The sequence below is a fragment of the Rhodanobacteraceae bacterium genome, from assembly GCA_016713135.1.
In the GTDB taxonomy this organism is placed as follows: domain Bacteria; phylum Pseudomonadota; class Gammaproteobacteria; order Xanthomonadales; family SZUA-5; genus JADKFD01.
In genome coordinates this window covers 25,316-47,563 of sequence record JADJPR010000002.1, presented here as the reverse complement: position 1 = coordinate 47,563, position 22,248 = coordinate 25,316, and the positions used below count along the sequence as shown (strand labels likewise).

The 22,248-nt window shown below is 67.7% G+C and carries 24 protein-coding genes; 17 read left to right on the top strand and 7 right to left on the bottom strand.

What is annotated here, in order from left to right; genetic code table 11:
- Window positions 1-1,023 carry a DUF2066 domain-containing protein gene (locus IPK27_02460; protein MBK8066516.1) on the bottom strand — a complete coding sequence of 341 codons (1,023 nt, stop codon included), beginning with the start codon at window positions 1,021-1,023 and terminating at the stop codon, window positions 1-3.
- 385 nt (window positions 1,024-1,408) lie between these two features.
- Here IPK27_02460 and purM point away from each other — a divergent pair, with 385 nt between their 5' ends.
- From purM to IPK27_02445, 3 genes are all read left to right on the top strand, one after another.
- Window positions 1,409-2,449 carry a phosphoribosylformylglycinamidine cyclo-ligase gene (purM, locus tag IPK27_02455; GenBank protein MBK8066515.1) on the top strand — a complete coding sequence of 347 codons (1,041 nt, stop codon included), beginning with the start codon at window positions 1,409-1,411 and terminating at the stop codon, window positions 2,447-2,449.
- Entirely contained in the window at window positions 2,433-3,083 is a 651-nt protein-coding gene (locus IPK27_02450) for a phosphoribosylglycinamide formyltransferase (protein MBK8066514.1), read from the top strand. Before purM ends, IPK27_02450 begins: the two co-directional genes overlap by 17 nt.
- 188 nt (window positions 3,084-3,271) lie before the next feature.
- The gene (locus IPK27_02445) at window positions 3,272-3,976 is read left to right on the top strand and encodes a DUF3108 domain-containing protein (GenBank protein MBK8066513.1); all 705 of its coding nucleotides are present in this window, start codon (window positions 3,272-3,274) and stop codon (window positions 3,974-3,976) included.
- A gap of 694 nt (window positions 3,977-4,670) precedes the next feature.
- Here the strand turns inward: IPK27_02445 and murA are convergent.
- Together murA and IPK27_02435 are read right to left on the bottom strand one after the other, a co-directional pair.
- Window positions 4,671-5,930 (bottom strand): UDP-N-acetylglucosamine 1-carboxyvinyltransferase, encoded by a 1,260-nt coding sequence (murA, locus tag IPK27_02440; GenBank protein ID MBK8066512.1) that lies wholly within the window; start codon window positions 5,928-5,930, stop codon window positions 4,671-4,673.
- Window positions 5,931-5,961: 31 nt separating this feature from the next.
- A complete protein-coding gene (locus IPK27_02435) occupies window positions 5,962-6,201 on the bottom strand; it encodes a BolA/IbaG family iron-sulfur metabolism protein (GenBank protein ID MBK8066511.1) in 240 nt (79 codons plus the stop codon).
- 152 nt (window positions 6,202-6,353) lie between these two features.
- Between IPK27_02435 and IPK27_02430 the strand changes: the two genes are divergently transcribed.
- From IPK27_02430 to IPK27_02405, 6 genes are all read left to right on the top strand, one after another.
- Entirely contained in the window at window positions 6,354-7,361 is a 1,008-nt protein-coding gene (locus tag IPK27_02430) for a KpsF/GutQ family sugar-phosphate isomerase (protein ID MBK8066510.1), read from the top strand.
- Window positions 7,361-7,906, top strand: a complete 546-nt coding sequence (locus IPK27_02425; protein ID MBK8066509.1) for a phenylphosphate carboxylase subunit delta — start codon at window positions 7,361-7,363, stop codon at window positions 7,904-7,906. Before IPK27_02430 ends, IPK27_02425 begins: the two co-directional genes overlap by 1 nt.
- A complete protein-coding gene (gene lptC, locus IPK27_02420; GenBank protein ID MBK8066508.1) occupies window positions 7,903-8,478 on the top strand; it encodes an LPS export ABC transporter periplasmic protein LptC in 576 nt (191 codons plus the stop codon). Before IPK27_02425 ends, lptC begins: the two co-directional genes overlap by 4 nt.
- A gap of 19 nt (window positions 8,479-8,497) precedes the next feature.
- Window positions 8,498-8,989: a lipopolysaccharide transport periplasmic protein LptA gene (gene lptA / locus IPK27_02415; GenBank protein MBK8066507.1), complete on the top strand. Its 492-nt coding sequence runs from the start codon at window positions 8,498-8,500 to the stop codon at window positions 8,987-8,989.
- Window positions 8,990-8,998: 9 nt separating this feature from the next.
- Complete coding sequence (gene lptB / locus IPK27_02410; GenBank protein ID MBK8066506.1) at window positions 8,999-9,718, top strand: LPS export ABC transporter ATP-binding protein; 720 nt, start codon at window positions 8,999-9,001, stop codon at window positions 9,716-9,718.
- A 240-nt stretch (window positions 9,719-9,958) separates the two neighbouring features.
- Window positions 9,959-10,516 (top strand): Uma2 family endonuclease, encoded by a 558-nt coding sequence (locus IPK27_02405; GenBank protein MBK8066505.1) that lies wholly within the window; start codon window positions 9,959-9,961, stop codon window positions 10,514-10,516.
- Window positions 10,517-10,741: 225 nt separating this feature from the next.
- On the opposite strand, the gene mnmA is transcribed toward IPK27_02405, so the two are convergent.
- Together mnmA and IPK27_02395 are read right to left on the bottom strand one after the other, a co-directional pair.
- Window positions 10,742-11,833 carry a tRNA 2-thiouridine(34) synthase MnmA gene (gene mnmA, locus IPK27_02400; GenBank protein ID MBK8066504.1) on the bottom strand — a complete coding sequence of 364 codons (1,092 nt, stop codon included), beginning with the start codon at window positions 11,831-11,833 and terminating at the stop codon, window positions 10,742-10,744.
- A 280-nt stretch (window positions 11,834-12,113) separates the two neighbouring features.
- A complete protein-coding gene (locus IPK27_02395) occupies window positions 12,114-12,569 on the bottom strand; it encodes an NUDIX hydrolase (GenBank protein MBK8066503.1) in 456 nt (151 codons plus the stop codon).
- A gap of 103 nt (window positions 12,570-12,672) precedes the next feature.
- Between IPK27_02395 and clpS the strand changes: the two genes are divergently transcribed.
- Window positions 12,673-12,999: an ATP-dependent Clp protease adapter ClpS gene (clpS, locus tag IPK27_02390; GenBank protein MBK8066502.1), complete on the top strand. Its 327-nt coding sequence runs from the start codon at window positions 12,673-12,675 to the stop codon at window positions 12,997-12,999.
- Window positions 13,000-13,124: 125 nt separating this feature from the next.
- Window positions 13,125-15,404, top strand: coding sequence for an ATP-dependent Clp protease ATP-binding subunit ClpA (gene clpA / locus IPK27_02385; GenBank protein MBK8066501.1), 2,280 nt, complete (start codon window positions 13,125-13,127; stop codon window positions 15,402-15,404).
- A gap of 67 nt (window positions 15,405-15,471) precedes the next feature.
- On the opposite strand, the gene infA is transcribed toward clpA, so the two are convergent.
- Window positions 15,472-15,690: a translation initiation factor IF-1 gene (infA, locus tag IPK27_02380; GenBank protein MBK8066500.1), complete on the bottom strand. Its 219-nt coding sequence runs from the start codon at window positions 15,688-15,690 to the stop codon at window positions 15,472-15,474.
- Between the two features lie 257 nt (window positions 15,691-15,947).
- On the opposite strand from infA, the gene IPK27_02375 reads away from it, so the two are divergent.
- Genes IPK27_02375 through IPK27_02355 form a run of 5 tightly spaced genes read left to right on the top strand, consistent with a single transcriptional unit; the run spans window position 15,948 to window position 20,138 of the window.
- On the top strand, window positions 15,948-16,574 hold the full coding sequence (locus IPK27_02375) for a thermostable hemolysin (GenBank protein MBK8066499.1): 627 nt from the start codon (window positions 15,948-15,950) through the stop codon (window positions 16,572-16,574).
- 32 nt (window positions 16,575-16,606) lie between these two features.
- The gene (locus IPK27_02370) at window positions 16,607-18,001 is read left to right on the top strand and encodes an AMP-binding protein (protein ID MBK8066498.1); all 1,395 of its coding nucleotides are present in this window, start codon (window positions 16,607-16,609) and stop codon (window positions 17,999-18,001) included.
- 10 nt (window positions 18,002-18,011) lie between these two features.
- Complete coding sequence (locus IPK27_02365; GenBank protein ID MBK8066497.1) at window positions 18,012-18,686, top strand: iron-containing redox enzyme family protein; 675 nt, start codon at window positions 18,012-18,014, stop codon at window positions 18,684-18,686.
- Window positions 18,683-19,537 carry an SDR family NAD(P)-dependent oxidoreductase gene (locus IPK27_02360; GenBank protein ID MBK8066496.1) on the top strand — a complete coding sequence of 285 codons (855 nt, stop codon included), beginning with the start codon at window positions 18,683-18,685 and terminating at the stop codon, window positions 19,535-19,537. Before IPK27_02365 ends, IPK27_02360 begins: the two co-directional genes overlap by 4 nt.
- A complete protein-coding gene (locus IPK27_02355; protein ID MBK8066495.1) occupies window positions 19,497-20,138 on the top strand; it encodes a tetratricopeptide repeat protein in 642 nt (213 codons plus the stop codon). The genes IPK27_02360 and IPK27_02355 overlap by 41 nt, the downstream gene beginning before the upstream one ends.
- Window positions 20,139-20,394: 256 nt before the next feature.
- On the opposite strand, the gene IPK27_02350 is transcribed toward IPK27_02355, so the two are convergent.
- A complete protein-coding gene (locus tag IPK27_02350) occupies window positions 20,395-20,859 on the bottom strand; it encodes a hypothetical protein (GenBank protein ID MBK8066494.1) in 465 nt (154 codons plus the stop codon).
- 189 nt (window positions 20,860-21,048) lie between these two features.
- Between IPK27_02350 and metB the strand changes: the two genes are divergently transcribed.
- Window positions 21,049-22,233, top strand: coding sequence for a cystathionine gamma-synthase (gene metB / locus IPK27_02345; GenBank protein ID MBK8066493.1), 1,185 nt, complete (start codon window positions 21,049-21,051; stop codon window positions 22,231-22,233).
- Window positions 22,234-22,248 lie beyond the last annotated feature (15 nt).

The window sequence follows — 22,248 nt, the reverse complement described above, 5'->3', positions numbered from 1 at the left end:
TCACTTCAGATCCAGCACCAGCGCGCCGTCGCTGCTGTCGCCGGCCACCGCCAGCACCTGGTTCAGTGCGACGATCTGGCGCAGCCGCTCGGCACCGCCGGAGACACTGAGATCGACATTCATCGTGTCCGCCGCGGCGCCCGACAGGCGCATCTCGCGCACGATCGACAGCGACGACAGATAGGCCTGGGCCCGCGCAAAGTCGCTGGCGGAGCGCAGATTGCGCACCACGGCGGCGACCGCCACCGGCTCGCTGTCGGCAGCGGCGAAGGCATAGCGCGTGGCCATCCGGTTGGCAGTCTCGTCCGCCGCCGCGCGCAGGGTCCCCGCGGGGTCCAGGCCGCGGACCTCGAAACTCTCCTCGCGCTCGCCGTCGGCGAAGGCGAAGCGGCCGACCACGCCCTCGGCAGTGCTGTAAATGCGTCCGGCGAGCACTCCGGGCGCGCCGAAACGGCTGGCCACCGGGCGCAGGCTGGCGACTTGGCCGCGCTCCACGTCGAAAGCACTGACGGCGCCTTCGCCCTCGGTGGTGGTCGGGCCGGCGCTCAGCTGGATGCCGCGCTCGGTGCCGCGGCGCAGCAGCGGGGCCAGTTGCGGCTGGCCCAGGAACTGGGTGCTGCCACCAGTATCGCCGACCACCCAGACCATCAGCGTCGGCCGCTCGCGCGCCCATTGCGACAGCCCGCTGGCAGACAGCAGGCGATTGATCGCGCGCGGTTCGAAATTGGCGGTGTAATACAACTTGAGCGCCGGCACCGGGCCGCTGCGGTCGACATCCTGGCGATAGAAAAAGGCCTGGATCAGCGGCGCCGGATCCGCCAGCGCACCCTGCACCTCCGGGCGCTCGCCGGCGGCCTGGTCGCCGGAAACCTTGACCAGCACTTGTTTGAGTGCCGCGACCATTGCCTCTTTACGCGAGGGCTCGTCTTGCCCCGACACCGGCACCTCCCCGGTGTAGAGATCGTTGGCCAGCAGCGGGGTGGACAGGGCGAGCAGCAGCCAACAAGCACAGAACCAGCGCATGCGATCAACCGGGTGAGTCACGATGCGTGAAGTATGGCAGCGAGTGGCGGGCGGGGCACGGGGCACGAAGGCGTCGGGAAGCCACGAGGGCATGAGGGTGTCGGGAGGGCACGAGGGCATGAGGGTGTCGGGAGGGCACGAGGGCACGAGGGCACGAGGGGCACGCCAAGACCTCATCCAAGATTCAGCCTCGCTTCACTGCGAGAGCGTTTGGAAATGCAATACAATCAGTTACTTGCAATGGGCCCCAAGATCGCGAGCCTTCTCGTGCCCTCGTGCCCTCGTGCCCTCGTGCCCTCGTGCCCTCGTGCCCTCGTGCCCTCGTGCCCTCGTTCCAGCCCGACCCGCTATGCTCCGCGCCATTCTTTTCGCCGGACCCGCGGCCATGACCCAGCACACCCCGATGACCTACCGCGATGCGGGGGTCGATATCGACGCCGGCAACAGCCTGGTCGAGCGCATCAAACCGGCGGTTCGGCGCACCATGCGTCCCGAGGTGCTGGCTGGCGTCGGCGGCTTCGGCGCCTCGGTGCGCGTGCCGCTGGAGCGCTACCGGGAGCCGGTCATGGTCTCCGGCACCGACGGGGTCGGCACCAAGCTCAAGCTCGCGCAGCAGCTCGGGCGCCACGACACGATCGGCATCGACCTGGTCGGCATGTGCGTCAACGACGTGCTGGTGCAGGGCGCCGAGCCGGTGTTCTTCCTAGATTACTTCGCGACCGGCAAGCTGGATGTCGACACCGCGGCGGCCGTCGTGGCCGGCATCGCGAGGGGCTGCGAGGAATCCGGATGCGCGCTGGTCGGCGGCGAAACCGCCGAGATGCCGGACATGTACCCGCCCGGCGAGTACGACCTGGCCGGCTTCTGCGTGGGCCTGGTCGAGCGCTCGAAGATGCTCGATGGCAGCAGCGTGCAGGCCGGCCACCGCTTGGTCGGCATCGCCAGTTCCGGCCCGCATTCGAACGGCTATTCGCTGATCCGCCGCATCCTTGCGCGCGCGCAGGCCGATCTCTCGCAGGACTGCGGCGGTCGGGCCCTGGGCGATGCGCTGATGGCGCCTACGCGGTTGTATGTCAAGCCGGTTCTTGGCCTGCTGGCCGATCTGCCGATTGCTGCGATGGCGCACATCACCGGCGGCGGCATCACCGAGAACATCATCCGCGTGGTGCCCGAGGGCCTGGGGCTGGCGATCGACGGCAGTGCATGGCCGGAACCGGCGGTGTTCCAGTGGCTGATGCAGGCTGGGCAGGTGGCGCGCAGCGAGATGTGGCGCACCTTCAACTGCGGCATCGGCTTCGTGCTGGTGCTGCCGGCCGAGGCGGTCGCCGGCGCAATCGAACGATTGGCCGTCCAGGGCTTGCCCGCCTGGGACATTGGCGAAGTGGTAGCGCACGCCGGCGAGGGCGAGCGTGTCCACATCCGCTGAGCCGCTGCGCGTCGCGGTCCTGCTCTCGGGCCGCGGCAGCAACCTGGGTGCGCTGATCGAGGCGACCCGCGACGGGCTGCCGGTCCGCATCGTCGGCGCGTTTTCCAACAAACCGGATGCGCCGGGCCTGGGCCTGGCGCGTGGCGCCGGCGTCCCGACGGCCGTGTTCGAGCCGCGCGACTACGCCGACAAGCCCGCTTTCGAAGCCGCCCTGTTTGCCGCCGTGGCCGACAGCGGCGCCGAGCTGGTGGTGCTGGCCGGATTCATGCGCGTGCTGACCGCCGCGACCGTGGAGCAATGGCGTGGCCGGCTGATCAACATCCACCCCTCGCTGCTGCCGAAATACCAGGGCCTGCACACCCACGCTCGCGCGATCGATGCTGGCGAAGCCGAGCACGGCGCCAGCGTCCATTTCGTCACCCCCGTGCTTGACGGCGGCCCGGTGCTGATGCAGGTACGCATCCCCGTGCTGCAGGACGACACCGCCGACACTCTCGCCGCGCGCCTGCTGCCGCAGGAACACCGCCTGCTGGTCGCTGCCGTGCGCCTGTTCGCCGAGCGCCGCGTGCGCCTGGACGGGGAGCGGGTCGTGGTGGATGGTGGGGTGCTGGGGGCGCCGCTCGGTCTGGCTTGAGCGATCGGCGTGAGTTGTGGGTTGTGAGTTGTGGGTTGTGGGCGGCAAATGCGGGCAGGCGGCGGCCTTTCGCCTTCGCTTCGCTGCCCAGAACCCACAACCCGGAACCCACAACCGCTCCCCCGTAAGCCCCCATTCATCCGCTGCGCGCTCGAATGGCGACCCAAACCCAGACACGCCGCCAAACCATGAAGCCGCTGTACCTGATTGGCCTTGCCCTGTTCTCCTGCACCGTGCAGGCCGCTGACCTGAAGGCCTTCGAGGCCAGATTTGCGGTCAGCCGCAACGGCAAGGAACTCGGCACGATGGCGATGGCGCTGAGCGCCCCGAAGGAAGGCGAGTGGTTGTTCGTGAGTCGTACGGAGGGCCAGGGCGGTCTTGCCGGTTTCCTCGGGGTGACCATTGAGGAGCGCTCGACGCTGATGCTCGGTGAGTCCGGGTTGGCCAGCACCTCGTATCGCTACAACCAGGACATGGTCGGCCGCCACCGCGCGCGAACACTCGACATCGCGGGCGGCAAAGCCAGCGAGTCAGACGACGACAAGCGCTGGAGCTATGCGGTTGAGGGCAGCGTGCTGGACCGTCATGCGATGGTGCTCGGAATTGCTTCGCACCTGGCGGACGGCGTGCGCGAGGGCTCGGTTTTCAATCTGGCTGTCGCCAGCAAGGGCAAGCTCGAGGAGTGGCGTTTCCTGGTCGCCGGCACCGAGCAGGTCGAGACCGGCGATGGTCGCATCGAGGCAATCCGCGTCGAACGCCTGCGCGACAATCCGGATCGAAAGACCGTCAGCTGGCATGCGCCGAAGTACGGCTACCTGCCGGTCAAGGTCGAACAGATCGAGCCGGATGGCGAGCGGCTGGTGAGCTTGTTGCAGGGCTTCGAGAAGCAGTAAGACGCGGGGCGCTGGGCGCTGTCGCTTTGCTGCATGAGGGGCGGACTCCTCCCGCGACCCTTGGGCTCTTGCCGTCGCTGTCTGTGGGAGCGGGCTCTGCCCGCGACCGTTTCGCTATCGCCTCGGCAAAGTGGGAGCCCCTCCGCCCGTGAACTTTGCGCTTTTACTGCCTCTGGCTTCGGCTTTGCTGCGGGCGGCTGCTTTCAAACGTTCAAGACCCGAAAGCCGGCTGACCCGCACCACCTCAAGAACCAGGCAGGAAGCCGGGTCGAAGAAACCCGGGGCCCCTCGGGAGCGCCGAGGAGCGGAGCGAAGCGCAGGGGAAAGCGAGCATGTCCGAGCACAGGGATGTGCGAGTTGCGCAGCGGCCTGCGCTTCGTGAGCACCGCAGGGGACCTCGTGTGCACGACGCACACGAGGCGCGGACGCGGGGTGCCTTCTTTCTTGGTTACTTCTTTCTGGGCAAGCAGAAAGAAGTGACTCGGCCGTCAGGCCGAAACGCTCTTGCTTCAAACGCTCGCAGCAAAAAAGCCGAGGCCAGAAGCAAAGCCAAAGCCAGAAGCAAAGTCGAGGCCAGAAGCAAAGCCAAAGCCAGAAGCAAAGCCAAAGCCAGAAGCAAAGCTACAAGCAATCACCCCGCAAGGGCTGGATCGAGCCAGCCTTAACTCACCACTCACCACTCACCACTCACTGCTCAATTCGGCAGCCGCCGAATCCTTGCCCCCAGCGCCCCGAGCTTTTCCTCGATGCACTCGTAGCCACGATCGATGTGGTACACGCGGTCGATGACGGTCTCGCCGCCGGCGGCCAGGCCCGCGAGGACCAGGCTGGCGGAGGCGCGCAGATCGGTGGCCATCAGGGGGGCGCCGGTCATGTGCTTGACGCCGGTGATCACTGCGGTGTTGCCGTGCAGGCGGATGTCGGCGCCCAGGCGGCGCAGTTCCTGGACGTGCATGAAGCGGTTCTCGAACACCGTCTCGGTGACCATGCCGACGCCTTCGGCGACGCTGTTCAGCGCGGTGAATTGCGCCTGCATGTCGGTGGGGAAGGCGGGGTAGGGCGCGGTGGTGACCGAAACCGCTTTCGGGCGGTTGCCGCGCATGTCGAGTTCGATCGAATCCTCGCTGACGTTGAGGTGCGCGCCGGTGTCCTCCAGCTTCTGCAGCACCGCGTCCAGGGTCTTCGGGCGCGCGCGCTTGAGCAGCACGCGGCCGCCGCTGATCGCGCCGGCGACGAGGAAAGTGCCGGTCTCGATGCGGTCCGGCAGCACCTCGTAGTGGCAGCCCTTGAGACGCTCCACGCCATGCACGGTGATCGTGTTGGAGCCGGCGCCTTCGATGCGCGCGCCCATGTCGATCAGGAAGTTGGCCAGATCGACGACTTCCGGCTCCTGGGCCGCGTTCTCGATGACCGTGGTGCCTTCGGCCAGGGTGGCCGCCATCATGATGTTCTCGGTGCCGGTAACAGTGACGAGATCCAGCACGATGCGCGTGCCCTTGAGCCGCTTGGCCTTCGCCTTGATGTAGCCGGCTTCGACGGTGATCTGCGCGCCGAGCGCTTCCAGGCCCTTGATGTGCAGGTCCACAGGGCGCGTGCCGATGGCGCAGCCGCCAGGCAACGAGACCTCGGCATGACCGAAACGTGCCACCAGCGGTCCGAGCACCAGGATCGACGCGCGCATGGTCTTGACCAGGTCGTACGGCGCGAAGCAGCTGGTGGCCTTGGTCGGGTCCACATGGATGTGCATGCGCTCGTCGACCACCAGCTCCACGCCCATCTGGCCGAGCAGTTCCATCGTGGTGGTCACATCATGCAGGTGCGGCACATTGCCGATGCTGCACGGGCCGTCCGCCAGCAGGGTGGCGGAGAGGATCGGCAGCACGGCGTTCTTGGCGCCGGAAATCCACACTTCGCCATTCAGCGGCGCGCCGCCCTCGACGATGATCTTGGCCATCGGTGTTCCTTGTGTGCGTTCGCGCCCGGCTTCAGCCGCGCGCTGCCCATTCCTCGGGCGTCAGGGTCTTCAGCGACAGCGCGTGGATCTCGCCGCCGAGCTTGTCGCCAAGCGTTTCATACACCTTCCGGTGGCGCTGCAGAGGGCGCATTCCGGCGAATTCCGGGGCGATCACGAGCGCTTCGAAATGCACGCCATCGGCGCCTTCGACGCTGATCGTTGCATTCGGCATGCCGGCGGCGATCATCGCCTTGATGGTGTCTGCGTTCATGGCGGGTCCGAAGGGCTTGGGTTCAGGTGGCCCGGGTGTAGACTCGGCGCGGTTTTTCGCGGCACGCCCGGATGCCCCAAAAAGGGGCGCTGATGCTATCGGAAGCCGCTGGAATAAAGAATCGACGCCCACCTCGCCGGATACATCCCTGCATGAACGCCTCCGCTCCACGGCCGGCTGTATCGCTGCCGACCGCCGCGCTTGCCGCTTCCGGACGCCGCGTCATCGAGATCGAGACCGCCGCGATCCGCGCACTCGCCGCGCGCATCGACGGTGCCTTCACCCGCGCCTGCGAGCTGATGCTGGCGTGCGAAGGGCGCATCGTGGTCAGTGGCATCGGCAAGAGCGGCCATATCGCGCGCAAGATCGCCGCGACGCTGGCGAGCACCGGCACACCGGCCTTCTTCGTGCATCCGGCCGAAGCCAGTCATGGCGACCTCGGCATGATCACAACGAAGGACGTGGTGCTGGCGCTGTCCAATTCCGGCGAGACGGATGAACTGCTGACGATCCTGCCGGTAGTCAAGCGCAAGAACGTGCCGCTGATCGCGATGACCGGCAACGAGCGATCCAGCCTGGCGCGCCTGGCCGATGTGCACCTCGACGTGGCGGTCAGCGAGGAAGCCTGCCCGCTGGGACTGGCGCCCACTGCCAGCACCACCGCGGCGCTGGTGATGGGCGACGCGCTGGCGATCGCCCTGCTGGAAGCGCGCGGGTTCACCTCCGACGATTTTGCCGCCTCGCATCCGGCCGGCCAGCTCGGCCGGCGCCTGCTGGTGCACATCAGCGACGTGATGCACGTGGGCGATGAGATCCCGCGCGTCGAACCCAGCGCCAGCGTGACCGACGCGCTGATGGAGATGTCGCGCAAGAAGCTCGGCATGACCGCGATCGCGCAGGCTGACGGCAAGCTCTGCGGCGTGTTCACCGACGGCGACCTGCGGCGCACGCTGGACGATGCCAGCGTGGACCTGCGCGCCACCCCGGTGACCGCGCTGATGACCGCGAACCCGCGCACCATCGCGGCGGACAAGCTGGCGATCGAGGCGGCGCAGATGATGGAGGCGCACAAGATCTCGGCGCTGCTGGTGGTCGACGATGCCGGCGCGCTGGTCGGCGCGCTGAACTTCCATGACTTGCTGCGGGCGCGGGTCATCTGATGGCGGCCGTTCCGGCGGACCTGCTCGAAGGCGCGCGTGCGATCCGTGCGATCGGCTTCGACATCGACGGCGTGCTCACCGACGGGCGCCTGTGGTATGGCAACGATGGCGCCGAAGCCAAGGCCTTCCATGTGCACGATGGCCTGGGCCTGAAGCTGCTGCAGCAAGCGGGCATTGCGACCCTGGTGATCAGCGCGCGTGCCAGTGAGGCCGCTGCGCGGCGATTGCGCGAGCTGGGCGTCGCGCATGTGCACCTTGGCGTGCGCGAGAAACTGCCGGTGTTCGATTCGGTGCTGGCCAGCCTCGGCATCGGGCACGACGAGGCCGCCTACATGGGCGACGACCTGCCGGATCTGGCGGTGATTGCGCGCGTGCGCCTGGCGGCGACGGTGGCCGAGGCGGTGCCGGTGGTGCGCCGGCGCTGTCACTGGATCGCCAGCCGTCCGGCAGGCGGCGGCGCGGTGCGCGAGTTCGCCGAGTTCATCCTCGCCGCGCAGGGCAAGCTGGACGCACTGGTGCAGGCACATCTGGCGGGCGCGCCTTGACTCCGGGGCGCACGCGGCTGTGGATGGTTGTGCTCGGCGCGACCACGCTCGCCAGCTACGGGCTGCTGCGCTGGTTCGCGCTGCCGCCGCCGGAGCCGCCACCGGCGCGCCTGGCGAATCAGGACAACGAAATCCTGAATGTCGAGATGCGCGTCTACGACGACGCCGGCAAGCCCAACCTGGTGCTGGTCAGCCCGCGCATCAGCAGTCCGCGGCGCAGCGACGAATACCTGATCCAGACCCCCCTCTTCGACGTCATGAGCGCCGAGGGTTCGCGCTGGAAGGGCGAATCGAAACTCGGGCGGCTGGACGTATCCAAGGACCGGCTGTGGCTGCAGGACGCCGTGGTGCTCGACGGCACGCGGCCGAAGCGCGAGCCGGTGAAAATCCGCTCCGAGCGCATCGAGTTCGCGATCGACGAGAAGCTTGCAAGCAGCGATGAAGCCGTGGAGATTGTCAGCACCGGAAGCGAGATCCGCGGGGTGGGCCTGCGCGCCGACCTCGAGAACGACCGCTTCGTGCTCCTGAAACAGGTGGAAGGTGAATATGTGCCGAAACGCAAGGGTTCCTGATCGCCGCTGGTTGGCCTGGATGTTCGCCGTGCTGGCGACGCCGGCGCTGGCGCTGGAGGCGGACCGCCAGCAGCCGATGCAGATCAATTCCGACCGTTTCGAGTCGGGCATGGACACCAACACCACGGTGCTCACCGGCAATGTGCGCATCACCCAGGGCAGCCTGGTGGTGAACGCCGCGCGTGCCGACGTGACCCAGGAAAAGGGCGAGGTCAAACGCGCGTTGCTGACCGGCAGCCCGGCCACGCTGAAGCAATCGATGGATGGCGGCGGCGAATTGAACGCGCGCGCAGCGACGATCGACTACCTGCTCGCTGAGGAATCGGTGGAGTTGCGCGGCGACGTGGTGCTGGAGCGCCCGCAGGGCACCTTGCGCTCCGAGCGCGTGACCTATTCGGTGAAGACCGGCCGGCTGGCCGCCGGCGAAGGCGTCGGCGGCGGCGTGCAACTGGTGATCCCGCCCAAGCCGCCGAAGCCGGCCGATGCGCCCGCCACCGCGCCGCAGGGCTGATCCGGCCCGATGCTGCTGGTCGAAAGCCTGAGCAAGCGCTACCGCGGCCGCGAGGTCGTGCGCGGTGTGTCCTGCCACCTGAGCGTGGGCGAAGTCGTCGGCCTGCTGGGGCCGAATGGCGCCGGCAAGACCACTTGTTTCTACATGATCGTCGGCATGATCGCCGCCGACCGCGGGCGCATCGAACTCGACGGCCGCGACATCACGCCGCTGTCGATGTCCGATCGTGCGCGTCTCGGCATCGGCTACCTGCCGCAGGAACCCAGCGTGTTCCGCCGGCTCACCGTCGAGGACAACCTGCTCGCGGTGCTGGAGATGCGCAAGGACCTGACCCGGCGCGGGCGCACCGTGGTGCTCGAATCGCTGCTGGAGGAACTGCAGGTCACCCATCTGCGCGGCCAGCTCGGCCAGAGCCTGTCCGGCGGCGAGCGCCGGCGCGTCGAGATCGCCCGCGCGCTGGCCGCCAAGCCGCGCTTCATCATGCTCGACGAGCCCTTTGCCGGCGTCGACCCGATCTCCGTCGGCGAGATCCAGGAAGCCATCGCGCATTTGCGCGAGCGCGGCATTGGCGTGCTGATCACGGACCACAACGTGCGCGAAACCCTCGACATCTGCGACCGCGCCTACGTACTCAACGCCGGCCAGGTCCTCGCCGAAGGCAGCCCGCAGCAGATCCTGGCGCATCCCAAGGTGCGCGAGGTGTATCTGGGCGACAAGTTCCGCTTGTGAGCCCGGTTAAACGCGGAGACGCAGAGGACGCGGAGAAGGGCAAAAGCCCGAGAGCACTCTGCTGAATGCTCTTCTCAGTGTCTTTGCGTCCAAAGCCGAGCTGTTTGACGCAGAGGCGCGGAGAGAGCAAAAGCTACTGAGCTCGTTGATCAGCTTGGCTTTTCTCCGCGTCCTCCGCGTCTCCGCGTTGAATGACCTCCCCGCGTGCGATCGAACGTTGGTTCGGTGCACAATGGCCGCATGAGCAGCGTCCCCAAATTCGCTACCTACGAGGATGTCCTCAGCACGCCGGAGCATCTGGTGGCTGAGATTCTCGATGGCGTGCTGCACACGCATCCGCGGCCGGCGCCGCGGCATGCAAGGTCCGCGGGTCGGCTGCTGGGGCGGATCGACGATCCCTTCGACCGCGGCCACGGCGGCCCGGGTGGCTGGATCATCCTGATCGAGCCGGAACTGCACCTGGGGCGTGATGTGATCGTGCCGGACATCGCCGGTTGGCGGCGCGAGCGGCTGCCGAAGCTGCCCGATGCCGCGTGGTTCGATCTGGTGCCCGACTGGGCCAGCGAGGTGCTGTCGCCCTCGACCGCGCGCATCGATCGCCAGATCAAGATGCGCCTGTATGCGTCGCATGGACTTCCCAACCTCTGGCTCGTGGACCCGATCGCGCAGACGCTGGAATCCTATCGCCTCGAAGGTGCGCGCTGGTTGCTGCTGGCCACCCATGGCGGCGACGAGACTGCCGCCATCGAGCCCTTCGAGGCCGTCCCGCTGGGGCTCGCCGATCTCTGGGCTGACTGATCGCTTCCTGAGCTCTGTTCAACGCGGAGACGCGGAGGACGTGGAGAAGAGCGAAAGCCGGAATGCTTTATCGGCATGCTTTTCTCCGTGTCTCGGCGTCGAAAGCTGGCCTGGATGACGCAGAGACGCAGAGAAAGCAAGAGCCACCGAGCACATTGATTGGCTTGGCTTTTCTCCGTGTCCTCTGCGTCTCCGCGTTGAATAGGCCCACGGGGCGCGCGACGACTACAGCCCGCCGAGGAGAGCGTCGCTGGCGGCGATGACGCCGCCGCCCAGGCACACTTCGCCGCTGTAGAACACGATCGATTGGCCGGGGGTGATCGCGCGCTGGCGCTCGGCGAATTCGACGTCGACGCCGCCATCGCTGCGCAGACGCACGTGGCAGGCCTGGTCCTGCTGGCGGTAGCGGATCTTGGCGGTGCAGTCGAAGGCGGAGGCCGGCGCTGTGCCCGCAATCCAGTTGATCGCTTCGCTGCGCAGGCGCTGGCCAAACAGCGCCGGGTGCTCGCCCTGGACCACGATGAGGGTGTTGTCCGGTACCGATTTCGCCGCGACGAACCAGGGCTCGCCGCTGCCGCCGCGATGCCCCCCGATGTTGAGGCCGCCGCGCTGGCCCAGGGTGTAGAACTGCAGCCCGCGATGCTCGCCCAGGAGTTCGCCCTCCGGCGTGCGCATCGGCCCCGGGTTGGGCGCGATGTAGCGCGCGATGAAGGGGTCGAAATTTCGCTCGCCGATGAAGCAGATGCCGGTCGAGTCGCGCTTGGCGGAGGTCGGCAGGACGGCCTCGGTGGCGATCTCCCGCACCTCCCGTTTCCACAGGTGGCCGACCGGAAAATCGGCGACACTGAGTTGCGCCTGGTCCAGTGCGTGCAGGAAATAGCTCTGGTCCTTGCCGGCGTCGACCCCGCGCAGCAGTTCCATCCGACCGTCCTGGCGCCGCAAGCGCGCGTAGTGGCCGGTGGCGATACGCTCATAGCCCAGGTCCTGGGCGTGCTCGACGAAGGTGCGGAACTTGACCTCGCGGTTGCACAGGATGTCCGGATTCGGCGTGCGCCCGGTCTTCAGTTCGGACAGGAAGTGCTCGAACACCCCGTCCCAGTACTCGGCGGCGAAGTTGCGCCCGTAGAACGGGATCCCGAGCAGGGCCGCGATTGCCCGGGCGTCATTGGCGTCCGACTCCGCCGGGCACACGCCATCAACGTCGTCCTCCTCCCAGTTCTTCATGAACAGCCCGCCGACGGTGTGCCCGGCGCGCTGGAGCAACAAGGCGGTGACCGAGGAGTCGACGCCGCCGCACAAACCGACGAGGACTTTCATGGCTGCGGCGTCTGGGGGTGTTGGCGGGCTTCGCTGAAGCCCGTGCCCGGTTCTTGGTTGTGGGTTGTGGGTTGTGGGCAGCAAAGCCGGCACGCCGTCGCTCTGGTGGGAGCGGGCTTTGCCCGCGATCTTGTTGGCGGCCGCAGGAAAGATCGCGGACGGAGTCCGCTCCCACAGGCCGTCGGCTGACCGGCTGTTGCTGCCAACAAGCCACAACCAACAACCAACAACCGGACTCGAGTCCCCCGGCAACCGACGATCCGAACCCCGCCCACCATGCTCACGGCCGCACCACGTCCGCAATCTGCTCCAGCGGCCACATGCGGCCGGCCCGGTGGTCGTCGATGCAGCGCAGAACCAGCGGGCTGCGCTGGGGGACGGCGTGGGCGGCAATCTCGTCGCGGGTCAGCCAGTGGGTGCGCACGATCTCGGTGTCGAGCGCTTGCGTCGGGTCGTGGCCGAGGGTTTCGCAGAGGAAAGTCATGCGCACGAAGTGCACGTGCGGGAGGACTAATTGGTAGACGCCGACCAGGCCCAAGGGGCGCACCGCCCAGGCGGTTTCCTCGCGAGTTTCGCGAATGACGGCGTCGATCAGGCTCTCGCCCGGATCCAGGTGTCCGGCGGGCTGGTTGAGCACGGCGCGGCCGTCGATGGTCTCCTCGACCAGCAGGTAGCGCGCGCCATCCGGGACGATGGCGGCCACGGTCAATCGCGGCAGGCGGATTTCGGGGGTCATGCAGGCAAGGGTATTCCGATGGTCGGATGCACGGTCCGGCGATGGCGCGGCCCGATATACTTCGCAGCATCGTATGTAGCCGCCGACAGTGCAATCCGGAGCCATGAGCGAGGAGACCCGAAACGACCCGCGTGAAGACCAGGACGTCGTCGTCCAGGAGTCGCGCCCGGAGCTGAAGAAACCGCCGATGTTCAAGGTGGTGCTGCTCAACGACGACTACACGCCGATGGAGTTCGTCGTGATCGTGCTGGAGACCTTCTTCGCGATGTCGCGCGAGAACGCCACCCGCGTGATGTTGCATGTGCATACCCAGGGCAAGGGCATCTGCGGCGTTTTCACGCGCGACGTGGCAGATACCAAGGTGGCCCAGGTCAACGCCTTCTCGCGTGCTCACCAGCATCCGCTGATGTGCGCGATGGAGGAAGCCTGAATGCTGGCGACAGGGACGTGAGTTCCCGCTGACTATCGCCAAATCCGTCACGCTTGATTTCGTCGGTGGGCGGGGCCATGTGGTAGAAACAGTCAGGCGTCATGCCGCAGGAGGAAAGGAAGTCCATGTTCAGCAAGGACCTGGAACTGACCATCAGCCAGAGCTACAAGGAAGCACGCGCGAAACGGCATGAATTCATGACCGTCGAGCACTTGCTGCTGGCGCTGATCGAGAACCCCTCCGCCGCCCAGGTGCTGAAAGCCTGCGGTGCCGATCTCAAGAAGCTGTCGGATGAGACCCGTTCGATCATCGAGGAGACGGTGCCGATGCTGCCCGCTGACGACGAGCGCGACACCCAGCCGACGCTCGGCTTCCAGCGCGTGCTGCAGCGCGCGGTCTACCACGTGCAGTCCTCGGGCAAGAAGGAAGTGACCGGCGCCAACGTGCTGGTGGCGATCTTCGGCGAGAAGGACAGCCACGCCGCCTACCTGCTGCAGAAGCAGGACATCACGCGGCTGGACGTGGTCAACTACATCTCGCACGGCATCGCCAAGATCCCGCAGGATCCGGTGCGCGATGCGAACGCCGAGCGCAGCGAGGGCGAGGGCGGCGCCGATGCGGAGAAGCAGAGTGCGCTGCAGGCCTATGCCAGCAACCTCAACGACCAGGCGCGCGCGGGGCGGATCGACCCGCTGATCGGGCGTGCGGACGAGATCGAGCGCACCATCCAGGTGCTCTGCCGCCGGCGCAAGAACAATCCGCTGTACGTCGGCGAGGCCGGCGTCGGCAAGACCGCGCTGGCCGAGGGACTGGCCAAGCGCATCGTCGACAATGATGTCCCCGAGGTGCTCAAGGACGCGGTGATCTTCGCGCTCGACCTCGGCGCGCTGGTCGCCGGCACCAAATACCGTGGCGACTTCGAGAAGCGCCTGAAGCAGGTCATGGCCGAGCTCAAGCGCATCCCGAAGGCGATCCTGTTCATCGACGAGATCCACACCATCATCGGCGCCGGTTCGGCCTCCGGTGGCGTGATGGATGCGAGCAACCTGATCAAGCCGCTGCTGGGTTCGGGCGAGATGCGTTGCATCGGTTCGACCACTTTCCAGGAATTCCGCGGCATTTTCGAGAAAGACCGCGCGCTGACCCGTCGCTTCCAGAAGATCGATGTGGTCGAGCCGACCATCGCCGACACCATCGAGATCCTGCGCGGGCTGAAGACGCGTTTCGAGGAACATCACAAGGTCGAGTACGCCGCCGAGGCCCTGAAGGCCGCAGTGGACCTGTCGGTCAAGCACATCCACGACCGCTTCCTGCCGGACAAGGCGATCGACGTCATCGACGAGGCTGGCGCGCGCCAACAGTTGCTCGCCGAGGACAAGCGCAAGCGCGTGATCGACACCGAGGAAGTCGAGTACATCGTCGCCAAGATGGCGCGCATCCCGGCCAAGCATGTGTCCGCGTCCGACAAGGACGTGCTGCGCAACCTCGAGCGCAACCTCAAGATGGTCGTGTTCGGCCAGGAAGAGGCGATCGACGTGCTGACCGCGGCGATCAAGATGTCGCGTTCGGGCCTGGGCGATCCGAGCAAGCCGATCGGCTGCTTCCTGTTTGCCGGACCGACCGGTGTCGGCAAGACCGAGGTCACGCGCCAGCTGGCGATGATTCTGGGCATCGAGCTGATCCGCTTCGACATGTCCGAGTACATGGAGGCGCACACCGTGTCGCGCCTGGTCGGCGCGCCTCCGGGCTACGTCGGTTTCGACCAGGGCGGCCTGCTGACCGAGGCGGTGACCAAGCACCCGCACGCAGTGCTGCTGCTGGACGAGATCGAGAAGGCGCACCCGGATGTGTTCAACCTGCTGCTGCAGGTGATGGACCGCGGCGTGCTGACCGACACCAATGGCCGCGAGGCGAACTTCCGCAACGTGGTGATGGTGATGACGACCAATGCCGGCGCCGCTCAGGCTTCGCGTCGCAGCATGGGCTTCGTCGAGCAGGATCACTCCACCGATGCAATGGAAGTGATCCGTCGCGGCTTCAGCCCGGAATTCCGCAACCGCCTGGATGCGATCATCCAGTTCGCCGCGCTCGACCGCGCGACCATCCTGCGGGTGGTCGACAAGTTCGTCATCGAACTGGAATCGCAGCTCGCGGACAAGCACGTCACCCTGCACGTGGACGAAACTGCGCGCGCCTGGCTGGCCGACAAGGGCTTCGATCCGCTGATGGGTGCGCGTCCGATGGCGCGCGTGATCCAGGAGCACATCAAGCGCAAGCTCGCCGATGAGTTGCTGTTCGGCGCGCTGGTCGGCGGCGGCCGGGTCAACGTGGCGGCCGAAGGCGACAGCCTGAGCGTGCGTTCGGAAGCGGCGGCTGCGGAACCGGCGGACGCGGCGACAGCCTGAGGCGATCAGCGGGCGGATACAGGTCGGGCTGCGTGCCCGACCTCCGCACCGCCCAACTGCCCGGGACTTACTTCTGGCGGAAGGTGATGCGACCCTTGCTCAGGTCGTAGGGCGTCATCTCCACCTTGACCTTGTCGCCGGTGAGGATGCGGATGTAGTTCTTGCGCATGCGCCCGGAAATATGGGCGGTGATCACATGCCCGTTCTCGAGCTGCACGCGGAACATGGTGTTGGGCAGGGTCTCCAGGACCGTGCCTTCCATTTCGATATGGTCTTCTTTGGACATTCTTGAGGTCGCAGGGCCATCGGGGCGCAAGGGCGCGCATTCTGCCCGAAGGGCGGGGGCACCGCCAGCAGCGCTGCTCTAATGATCGTCGCGACGGCGATTCAGCCTGGCGAAAGAATGGGGCGCGGAACGCGCCGGATACCCCCAAGGGTTAACCCTGGCTTCACGCGCAATTAGCCCTGCGCTAACGACTGCCTAAGTCAGGCTTAAGCGCGCCTTCCCAGTATCGCTTCCATGCAGTCAGCCGGAGGTGCAGCATGGATGGAGCCGGGTTCGAACTCCCACGGGCGTGCCGGGCGGAGAAGCTGGCCGGGATCGGCATGCCGCAGCTGATGGCGGTGGGCCGCAACCACCCGCGGCGGGCCGAGCTCGAAGCCTTCATCGCCGAGCGTTACCGCACCGCCTACGGCGCGCGCGTGCGCCGCTTCATGCCGCAACTGTTTGCGCTGCTGGGCGCCGACGGTGAACTCGAGGCGGCCGCAGGACTGCGGCGCGGTGACGAACGTCCTTTGTTCGTCGAGCAGTACCTGGACGCGCCGGTGGAATCGCTACTCGCAGCGCGCTTCAACCGCGACGTCGACCGCGAGCGCGTCTGCGAGATCGGTCACCTCTGCGGCACCGGCCACGGTATCGGCCGCCGGCTGTTCCCGCTGCTGGCCTGCTGGATGCACGAACACGCCATCGAATGGGCGGTGTTCGCCGCCACGTCCACCCTGCGCCAGATGTTCGAACGCATGCAGGTGCGCCCCCTGCCGTTGGCGCCCGCCAGCGGCGAGCGCCTGGGCGCCGCCATGGCCGACTGGGGCAGTTACTACGAAACCGATCCCTGGGTGGTCGGCGGCCCGCTGCAACTCGGCCAGCGCCTGATGGAGCCGCGGCGTTGAGCGTGCTCGACCACCTGCGCGCGCGCGCAGCAATCACGCCCGCAGCCACGCTGCTGGTCGATCGTACCGGCGACTGGTCCGCGGCGCGGTTGTGGTCGCGGGTGCAGCAGCTCGCCGACCAACTGGTGGCCGCGGGCGCCCAGCGGGTGTCGAGCACACTCGACAACGGTGGCGAAGCGGTGGCGCTGGACCTGGCACTGCGCCGGATCGGCGCGGTCCATCTGCCGCTGCCCGGATTCTTCACCGCGGCGCAGCTCGCGCATGCCCAGCGCAGCGCAGGCGCGGATACTCACGTGCTGCCGCGCCCGGACGGCGGCCTGGCGCTGAACCCCATCGCGGTCGATACCCGCTCGGCGATGCCGGCGGCCACCACGTTGATCACCTACACCTCCGGCAGCACCGGCGCGCCCAAGGGAGTGTGTCTGTCGGCCGAGCACCTGGACGGCGTATCTGCCGCCATCGTCGATGCGCTGGCGGGCCACACGCCGCGCCGGCACTTGGCCGTGCTGCCGCTGTCGGTGCTGCTGGAGCAAGTCGCCGGGGTGTACGCGGCGCTGCTGGCAGGCGCTGCGGTGCTGCTGCCGCCGCTCGCCGACACCGGGCTGACTGGTGCCGCGCAACTGGACTCGATGCGCCTTGCCGCGTGCATCGACAGCCACCGCCCCGAGAGCCTGATCCTGGTGCCGCAGATGCTGCAGGCCTGGGCCGGCGCGCTGATGGCGGGTGCACGTGCGCCGGACAGCCTGCGCTTCGTTGCGGTCGGCGGTGCGCGGGTTGGCAGCCAGTTGTTGGCCGCCGCGCAGGCACGCGGGCTGCCGGTTTTCGAAGGTTATGGCTTGAGCGAATGCGGCTCGGTGGTCTGCCTCAACCGGCCGGGCGCTTCACGCGCCGGCACGGTCGGCCGCGCCCTCGGGCATGCGCGGGTTTCGGTGGACGCCGATGGCGAGATCCTGGTCGACGGGCCGAGTTTCCTCGGTTACCTCGGAGACGCGCAGCCGCCGGTCGGCAGCTATCGCACCGGCGATCTCGGGGCCATCGATGCGGACGGCCATGTGTCGATCAGCGGGCGCCGGCGCAATGTCTTCATCACCGCCTTCGGCCGCAATGTCTCACCGGAATGGGTCGAGAGCGAGCTTACGCAGCACCCGCTGATCGCCCAGGCGGTGGTCCAGGGCGAGGCGCGCGCGTGGAACTGCGCGGTGGTGGTGCCGCGCCGCGCCGATGCCAGCGCCGACCAGCTGCAGGCGGCCATCGACGAGGTCAACCGCGGCCTGCCGGACTACGCCCGCGTGAGCCGCCACGTGCGCGCGGCCGAGCCGTTCACGCCGGCCAACCAGATGCTCACCAGCAACGGCCGGGTGCGCCGCGACGCGGTCCTCGCGCGCCATGCCGATGCCATCGATTCGCTTTATTCAACCGCGCTATGACGAGACCACCATGGGCTTCTTCAACGAACTGATCGCCGCCACCTCCGCCGAACGGGCGCGCCTGCAGGCGCTGCCGATCATCCGCGACACCCTCGCCGGGCGGGTCACGCTGCCTGAATACCGGCGTTTCCTCGGCGAGGCCTACCACCACGTCAAGCACACCGTGCCGCTGCTGATGGCCTGCGGCGCGCGCCTGCCCGAGCGCCTGGGCTGGCTGCGCGCGGCGGTCGCCGAATACATCGAAGAGGAGATCGGCCACGACGAGTGGATCCTCGACGACATCCGCGCCTGCGGCGGCGATGCCGAGTCGGTGCGCAGCGGCCAGCCGTCGGCGGCCACCGAGCTGATGGTGGCCTACGCCTACGACACCATCGCCCGGGTCCATCCCGCAGGCTTCTTCGGCATGGTGCTGGTGCTCGAAGGCACCAGCACGGCGCTGGCGCTGAACGCTGCTGCGGCGCTCAAGCAGCACCTCGGCCTGGATGCGCGCGCGCTGCGCTACCTGACCAGCCACGGGCAACTCGACCAGCAGCACATCGGCTTCTACGAGGGCTTGATGGACCGCCTGGAAGATCCGGCGGACCGCGCCGCCGTGATCCACGCCGCGCGCATGTTCTATGCGCTTTACGGCCAAGTATTCGAGTGCATCCGGCTGGCGCCGCCAGCGCTTGCGGAGGCCGCATGAACCTCAAGGGACGTACCATGCTGATCACCGGCGCCACCGGAGGCATCGGGGGCGCCTTGGCGCGCCTCGCCGCTGACCGCGGCGCGCGCCTGCGCGTGCATGGCCGCGATCCGCAGCGCATGGAGACGCTGCTCAAGACCTTGCCGTCGGGAACGCACTCCTTGTTGGCGGACCTCTCGACGCCCGCCGGTCGCGCTGCGCTGGTCGAGTTCGCCTGCGAGGGTGGCGGCAGCGACGTCGCCGTGCTGAACGCCGCGGGTGGGCATTTCGGCCTGTTCGAGCAGATGCGCGCCAGCGAAATCGAGAGCCTGATCGCGACCGATCTGGTGGCGCCAATGTTGCTGACCCACGCACTGCTGCCGCGCCTGGCACCGCACGGGCAGGGCGCGCTGGTGCTGATCGGATCCACCCTGGGGCAGATCGGCCACCCGGGCTTCGCCGCATATGGCGCGGCCAAGGGCGGCTTGCGCACCTTCGCCGAGGCGCTCATGCGCGAGATCGGCAGCGAGGGGCCGCGCCTGCTGTGGGTGTCGCCACGCAGCACGCGCACCGGCATGAACAGCGCCGCCGCGCGGGCGATGAACGCCGCGCTGAACGTCGCCGAGGATCCGCCCGAGGCGGTGGCAGCGGCGATCGTCGAGGCGCTCGAGCGCGGCCCGCGGCCGGGTGCAGATGGGACTGGCGGAAAAGGTATTCGTGCGTGTCAACGCGGTGCTGCCGGCACTGGTCGACAAGGCGATGCAGGGCAAGTTGCCGACGATCCGGCTGCACGCCGCGTCGGCCCATGGCAAATCCTGACGGAGATCCAAGATGAAGCGATTGAATGCGGTATTCGTGGCATTGCTGGCTAGCGGCCTGTCGTGGTCTGCGGTCGCGGCGGTGATGGACGACGTGGCGCCGCTGCAGCAACGCTGGGCGGAAGTGAAGTACCAGACCCCGGAAGACAAGCAGGCGGCCGAGTTCGAGCGCCTGGCCCAGGAAGCCGATGCCGTGGTTCAGAAGAACGCCGGCGCCGCCGAGCCGCTGATCTGGAAGGGGATCATCCTGTCGACCTGGGCCGGCGCCAAGGGTGGCCTGGGCGCGCTCTCGCTATGCAAGCAGGCGCGGGCGACCTTCGAGGATGCGCTCAAGATCGATCCGAATGCGCTGCAGGGCTCGGCCTACACCAGCCTGGGCAGCCTGTACTACCAGGTGCCGGGATGGCCGGTTGGCTTCGGCGACGACGACAAGGCCGAGGAACTGCTGAAACAGGCGCTGGCGATCAACCCGGACGGCATCGACAGCAACTACTTCTATGGCGACTACCTGATCGAACAGGACCGCTACGAGGAAGCCGTCAAGGTGCTGGAAAAGGCGGCCGCGGCGCCCCCGCGCCCGGGTCGCGAACTGGCCGACCAGGGGCGGCAGAAGGAAATCGCCGAGAAGCTGGCACTGGCGAAGGCGGAACTCTAGTGTCCCTTGCCATTGATTCGATGAATTGTTTCCGCGCCTCTTGCCTCGAATGCGTCGTTGTTCGTCGTCGCCATAGCCCTGCCATGACCTCCGGTTCCGGCCCGCAACCAGTTGCGGGCGTTCAAGCTCGGCGCGCGGCATGCCGCGCAAGCCGCCGGCTTTCACCCTCCTCTCGCCTTGCCTCGCCGCAAAATTCATCGGAAATTTCTTCAACTTAATTACGGAACACCACACTAGCCAGGCTGCCCGCCTGGGGTCAGGGCGCGTTCTCGCTGTCGTACAGCAATGCGCCGCTGTGGCCGTCGAGCAACCTCAGGCGCAGGTCGCCGGCACCGATCGCGCCGCGAGCGCTGCGCGCGAGGGTGCGCAGATGCACTGCACTGGAGTCGTCCGTGCACACCGCAGCGAAGCCGCTCAGGCCGCCGCTCAGGTAGCCGCCCACCACAGCACCACCGAGGAAGGCCGCCGGTCCGCCGTCGAGCGTCGTCGTGCCCACCTGCGCCAGGAACAGGTGGGTGCCGCCCACCGGGCGCAAGACAACGATGTGAAAGCCGTCCGCGAGGCGCAGGCTGCGCCGGAGCGGACTGTTTCCGAGCTGGACGCGCTCGCGGAGGACCTCGTTGCGGGCCGTCGAAGGCGGCAGTGTGCTTTCCACCGTCAGGTCGAATACGCCGCCATCACCGCGAAGATCCAGCGATACCTGTAGCCGCAAACGATGCACTGGCCGGGTGTGAAGATCATGCCGGCGGCGATTTCGAAGGCGCAGCTCCGGCCCACCAGCGAGGCGCAGCGAACATCCGTTCCTGGCCCTCGTGCGCACGCTTGCCTCGCGTCTCGCTAAAAGACGTCTAGACGTCCAGACATCCAGACGTCTATATTCCGATCACGCCCTCGCCGCCGGAGTCCCGCCATGAGCCACTGCAGCCAGACCACCACCGCCGTCCGCGCCGCCATCGACAGCGACCGCGCCCACGGCGCGATCGTCCCGCCGCTGGTGCTGTCGAGCAATTTCAGCTTCCAGGGCTATGCGCAGCCACGCCAGTACGACTACACCCGTAGCGGCAACCCCACGCGCGATGCCCTCGCTGGCGCGCTGGCGGAACTGGAAGGCGGTGCTGGCGCGGTGGTGACCTGTACCGGGATGGCCGCGGTCACGCTCGCGCTGCAGCTGGTGCCCGAGGGCGGGCTGCTGGTGGCGCCGCACGACTGCTACGGCGGCACCTGGCGTCTGTTCGACACCCTGGCGCAGCGCGGGCGCTTCCGGCTGAAACTGGTGGACCAGGGCGACCTTGGCGCAGTGCAAGCCGCGTTCGCGGAAAAGGTCGACCTGCTGTGGATCGAAACGCCAAGCAACCCGCTGCTGCGGGTGGTCGACATCGCCGCGTTGTCCACGTTGGCGCATCGCCACGGCGCGCGGGTGCTCGCCGACAACACTTTCCTGTCTCCCGTGTGGCAGCGACCGCTCGACCTCGGCGCCGACCTGGTGCTGCATTCGACCACCAAGTACATCAACGGCCACAGCGATGTGGTCGGCGGCGCAATCGTCAGCCGCGACCGCGCAGTGCACGATGAACTGGCGTGGTGGAACAACTGCCTGGGCCTCGGTGGCGCGCCTTTCGATGCATATCTCACGCTGCGCGGCGTGCGCACGCTGTCGGCGCGGCTGCGCGCGCACGGCGAAAACGCCTTCGAACTGGCGCACGCGCTGGCAGCGCACGAGGCGGTCGCACGGGTGCATTTCCCGGGGCTGGCGGGCGATCCCGGCCATGCCCTGGCCGCGCGCCAGCAGCGCGGCTTCGGTGCCATGCTGAGCTTCGAGCTGGCCGGCGGCGAGCTGGCCGTGCGCGCGCTGCTCGACGGGCTGCGCTGTTATTCGCTGGCCGAATCGCTCGGCGGTGTCGAGAGCCTGATCGCGCACCCGGCGACCATGACGCATGCCTCGATGACCCCGGAGGCACGCGCCGTGGCCGGCATCAGCGACCGCCTGTTGCGCCTTTCGGTGGGCATCGAGGACATCGCGGACCTGAAGTCCGATCTCTTGGCCGGCCTCGACCGAGCGGCGCGCGTCGGCACGTTCCTGCGTCGCGCCGCCTGAGCCCCCGGTCGACGA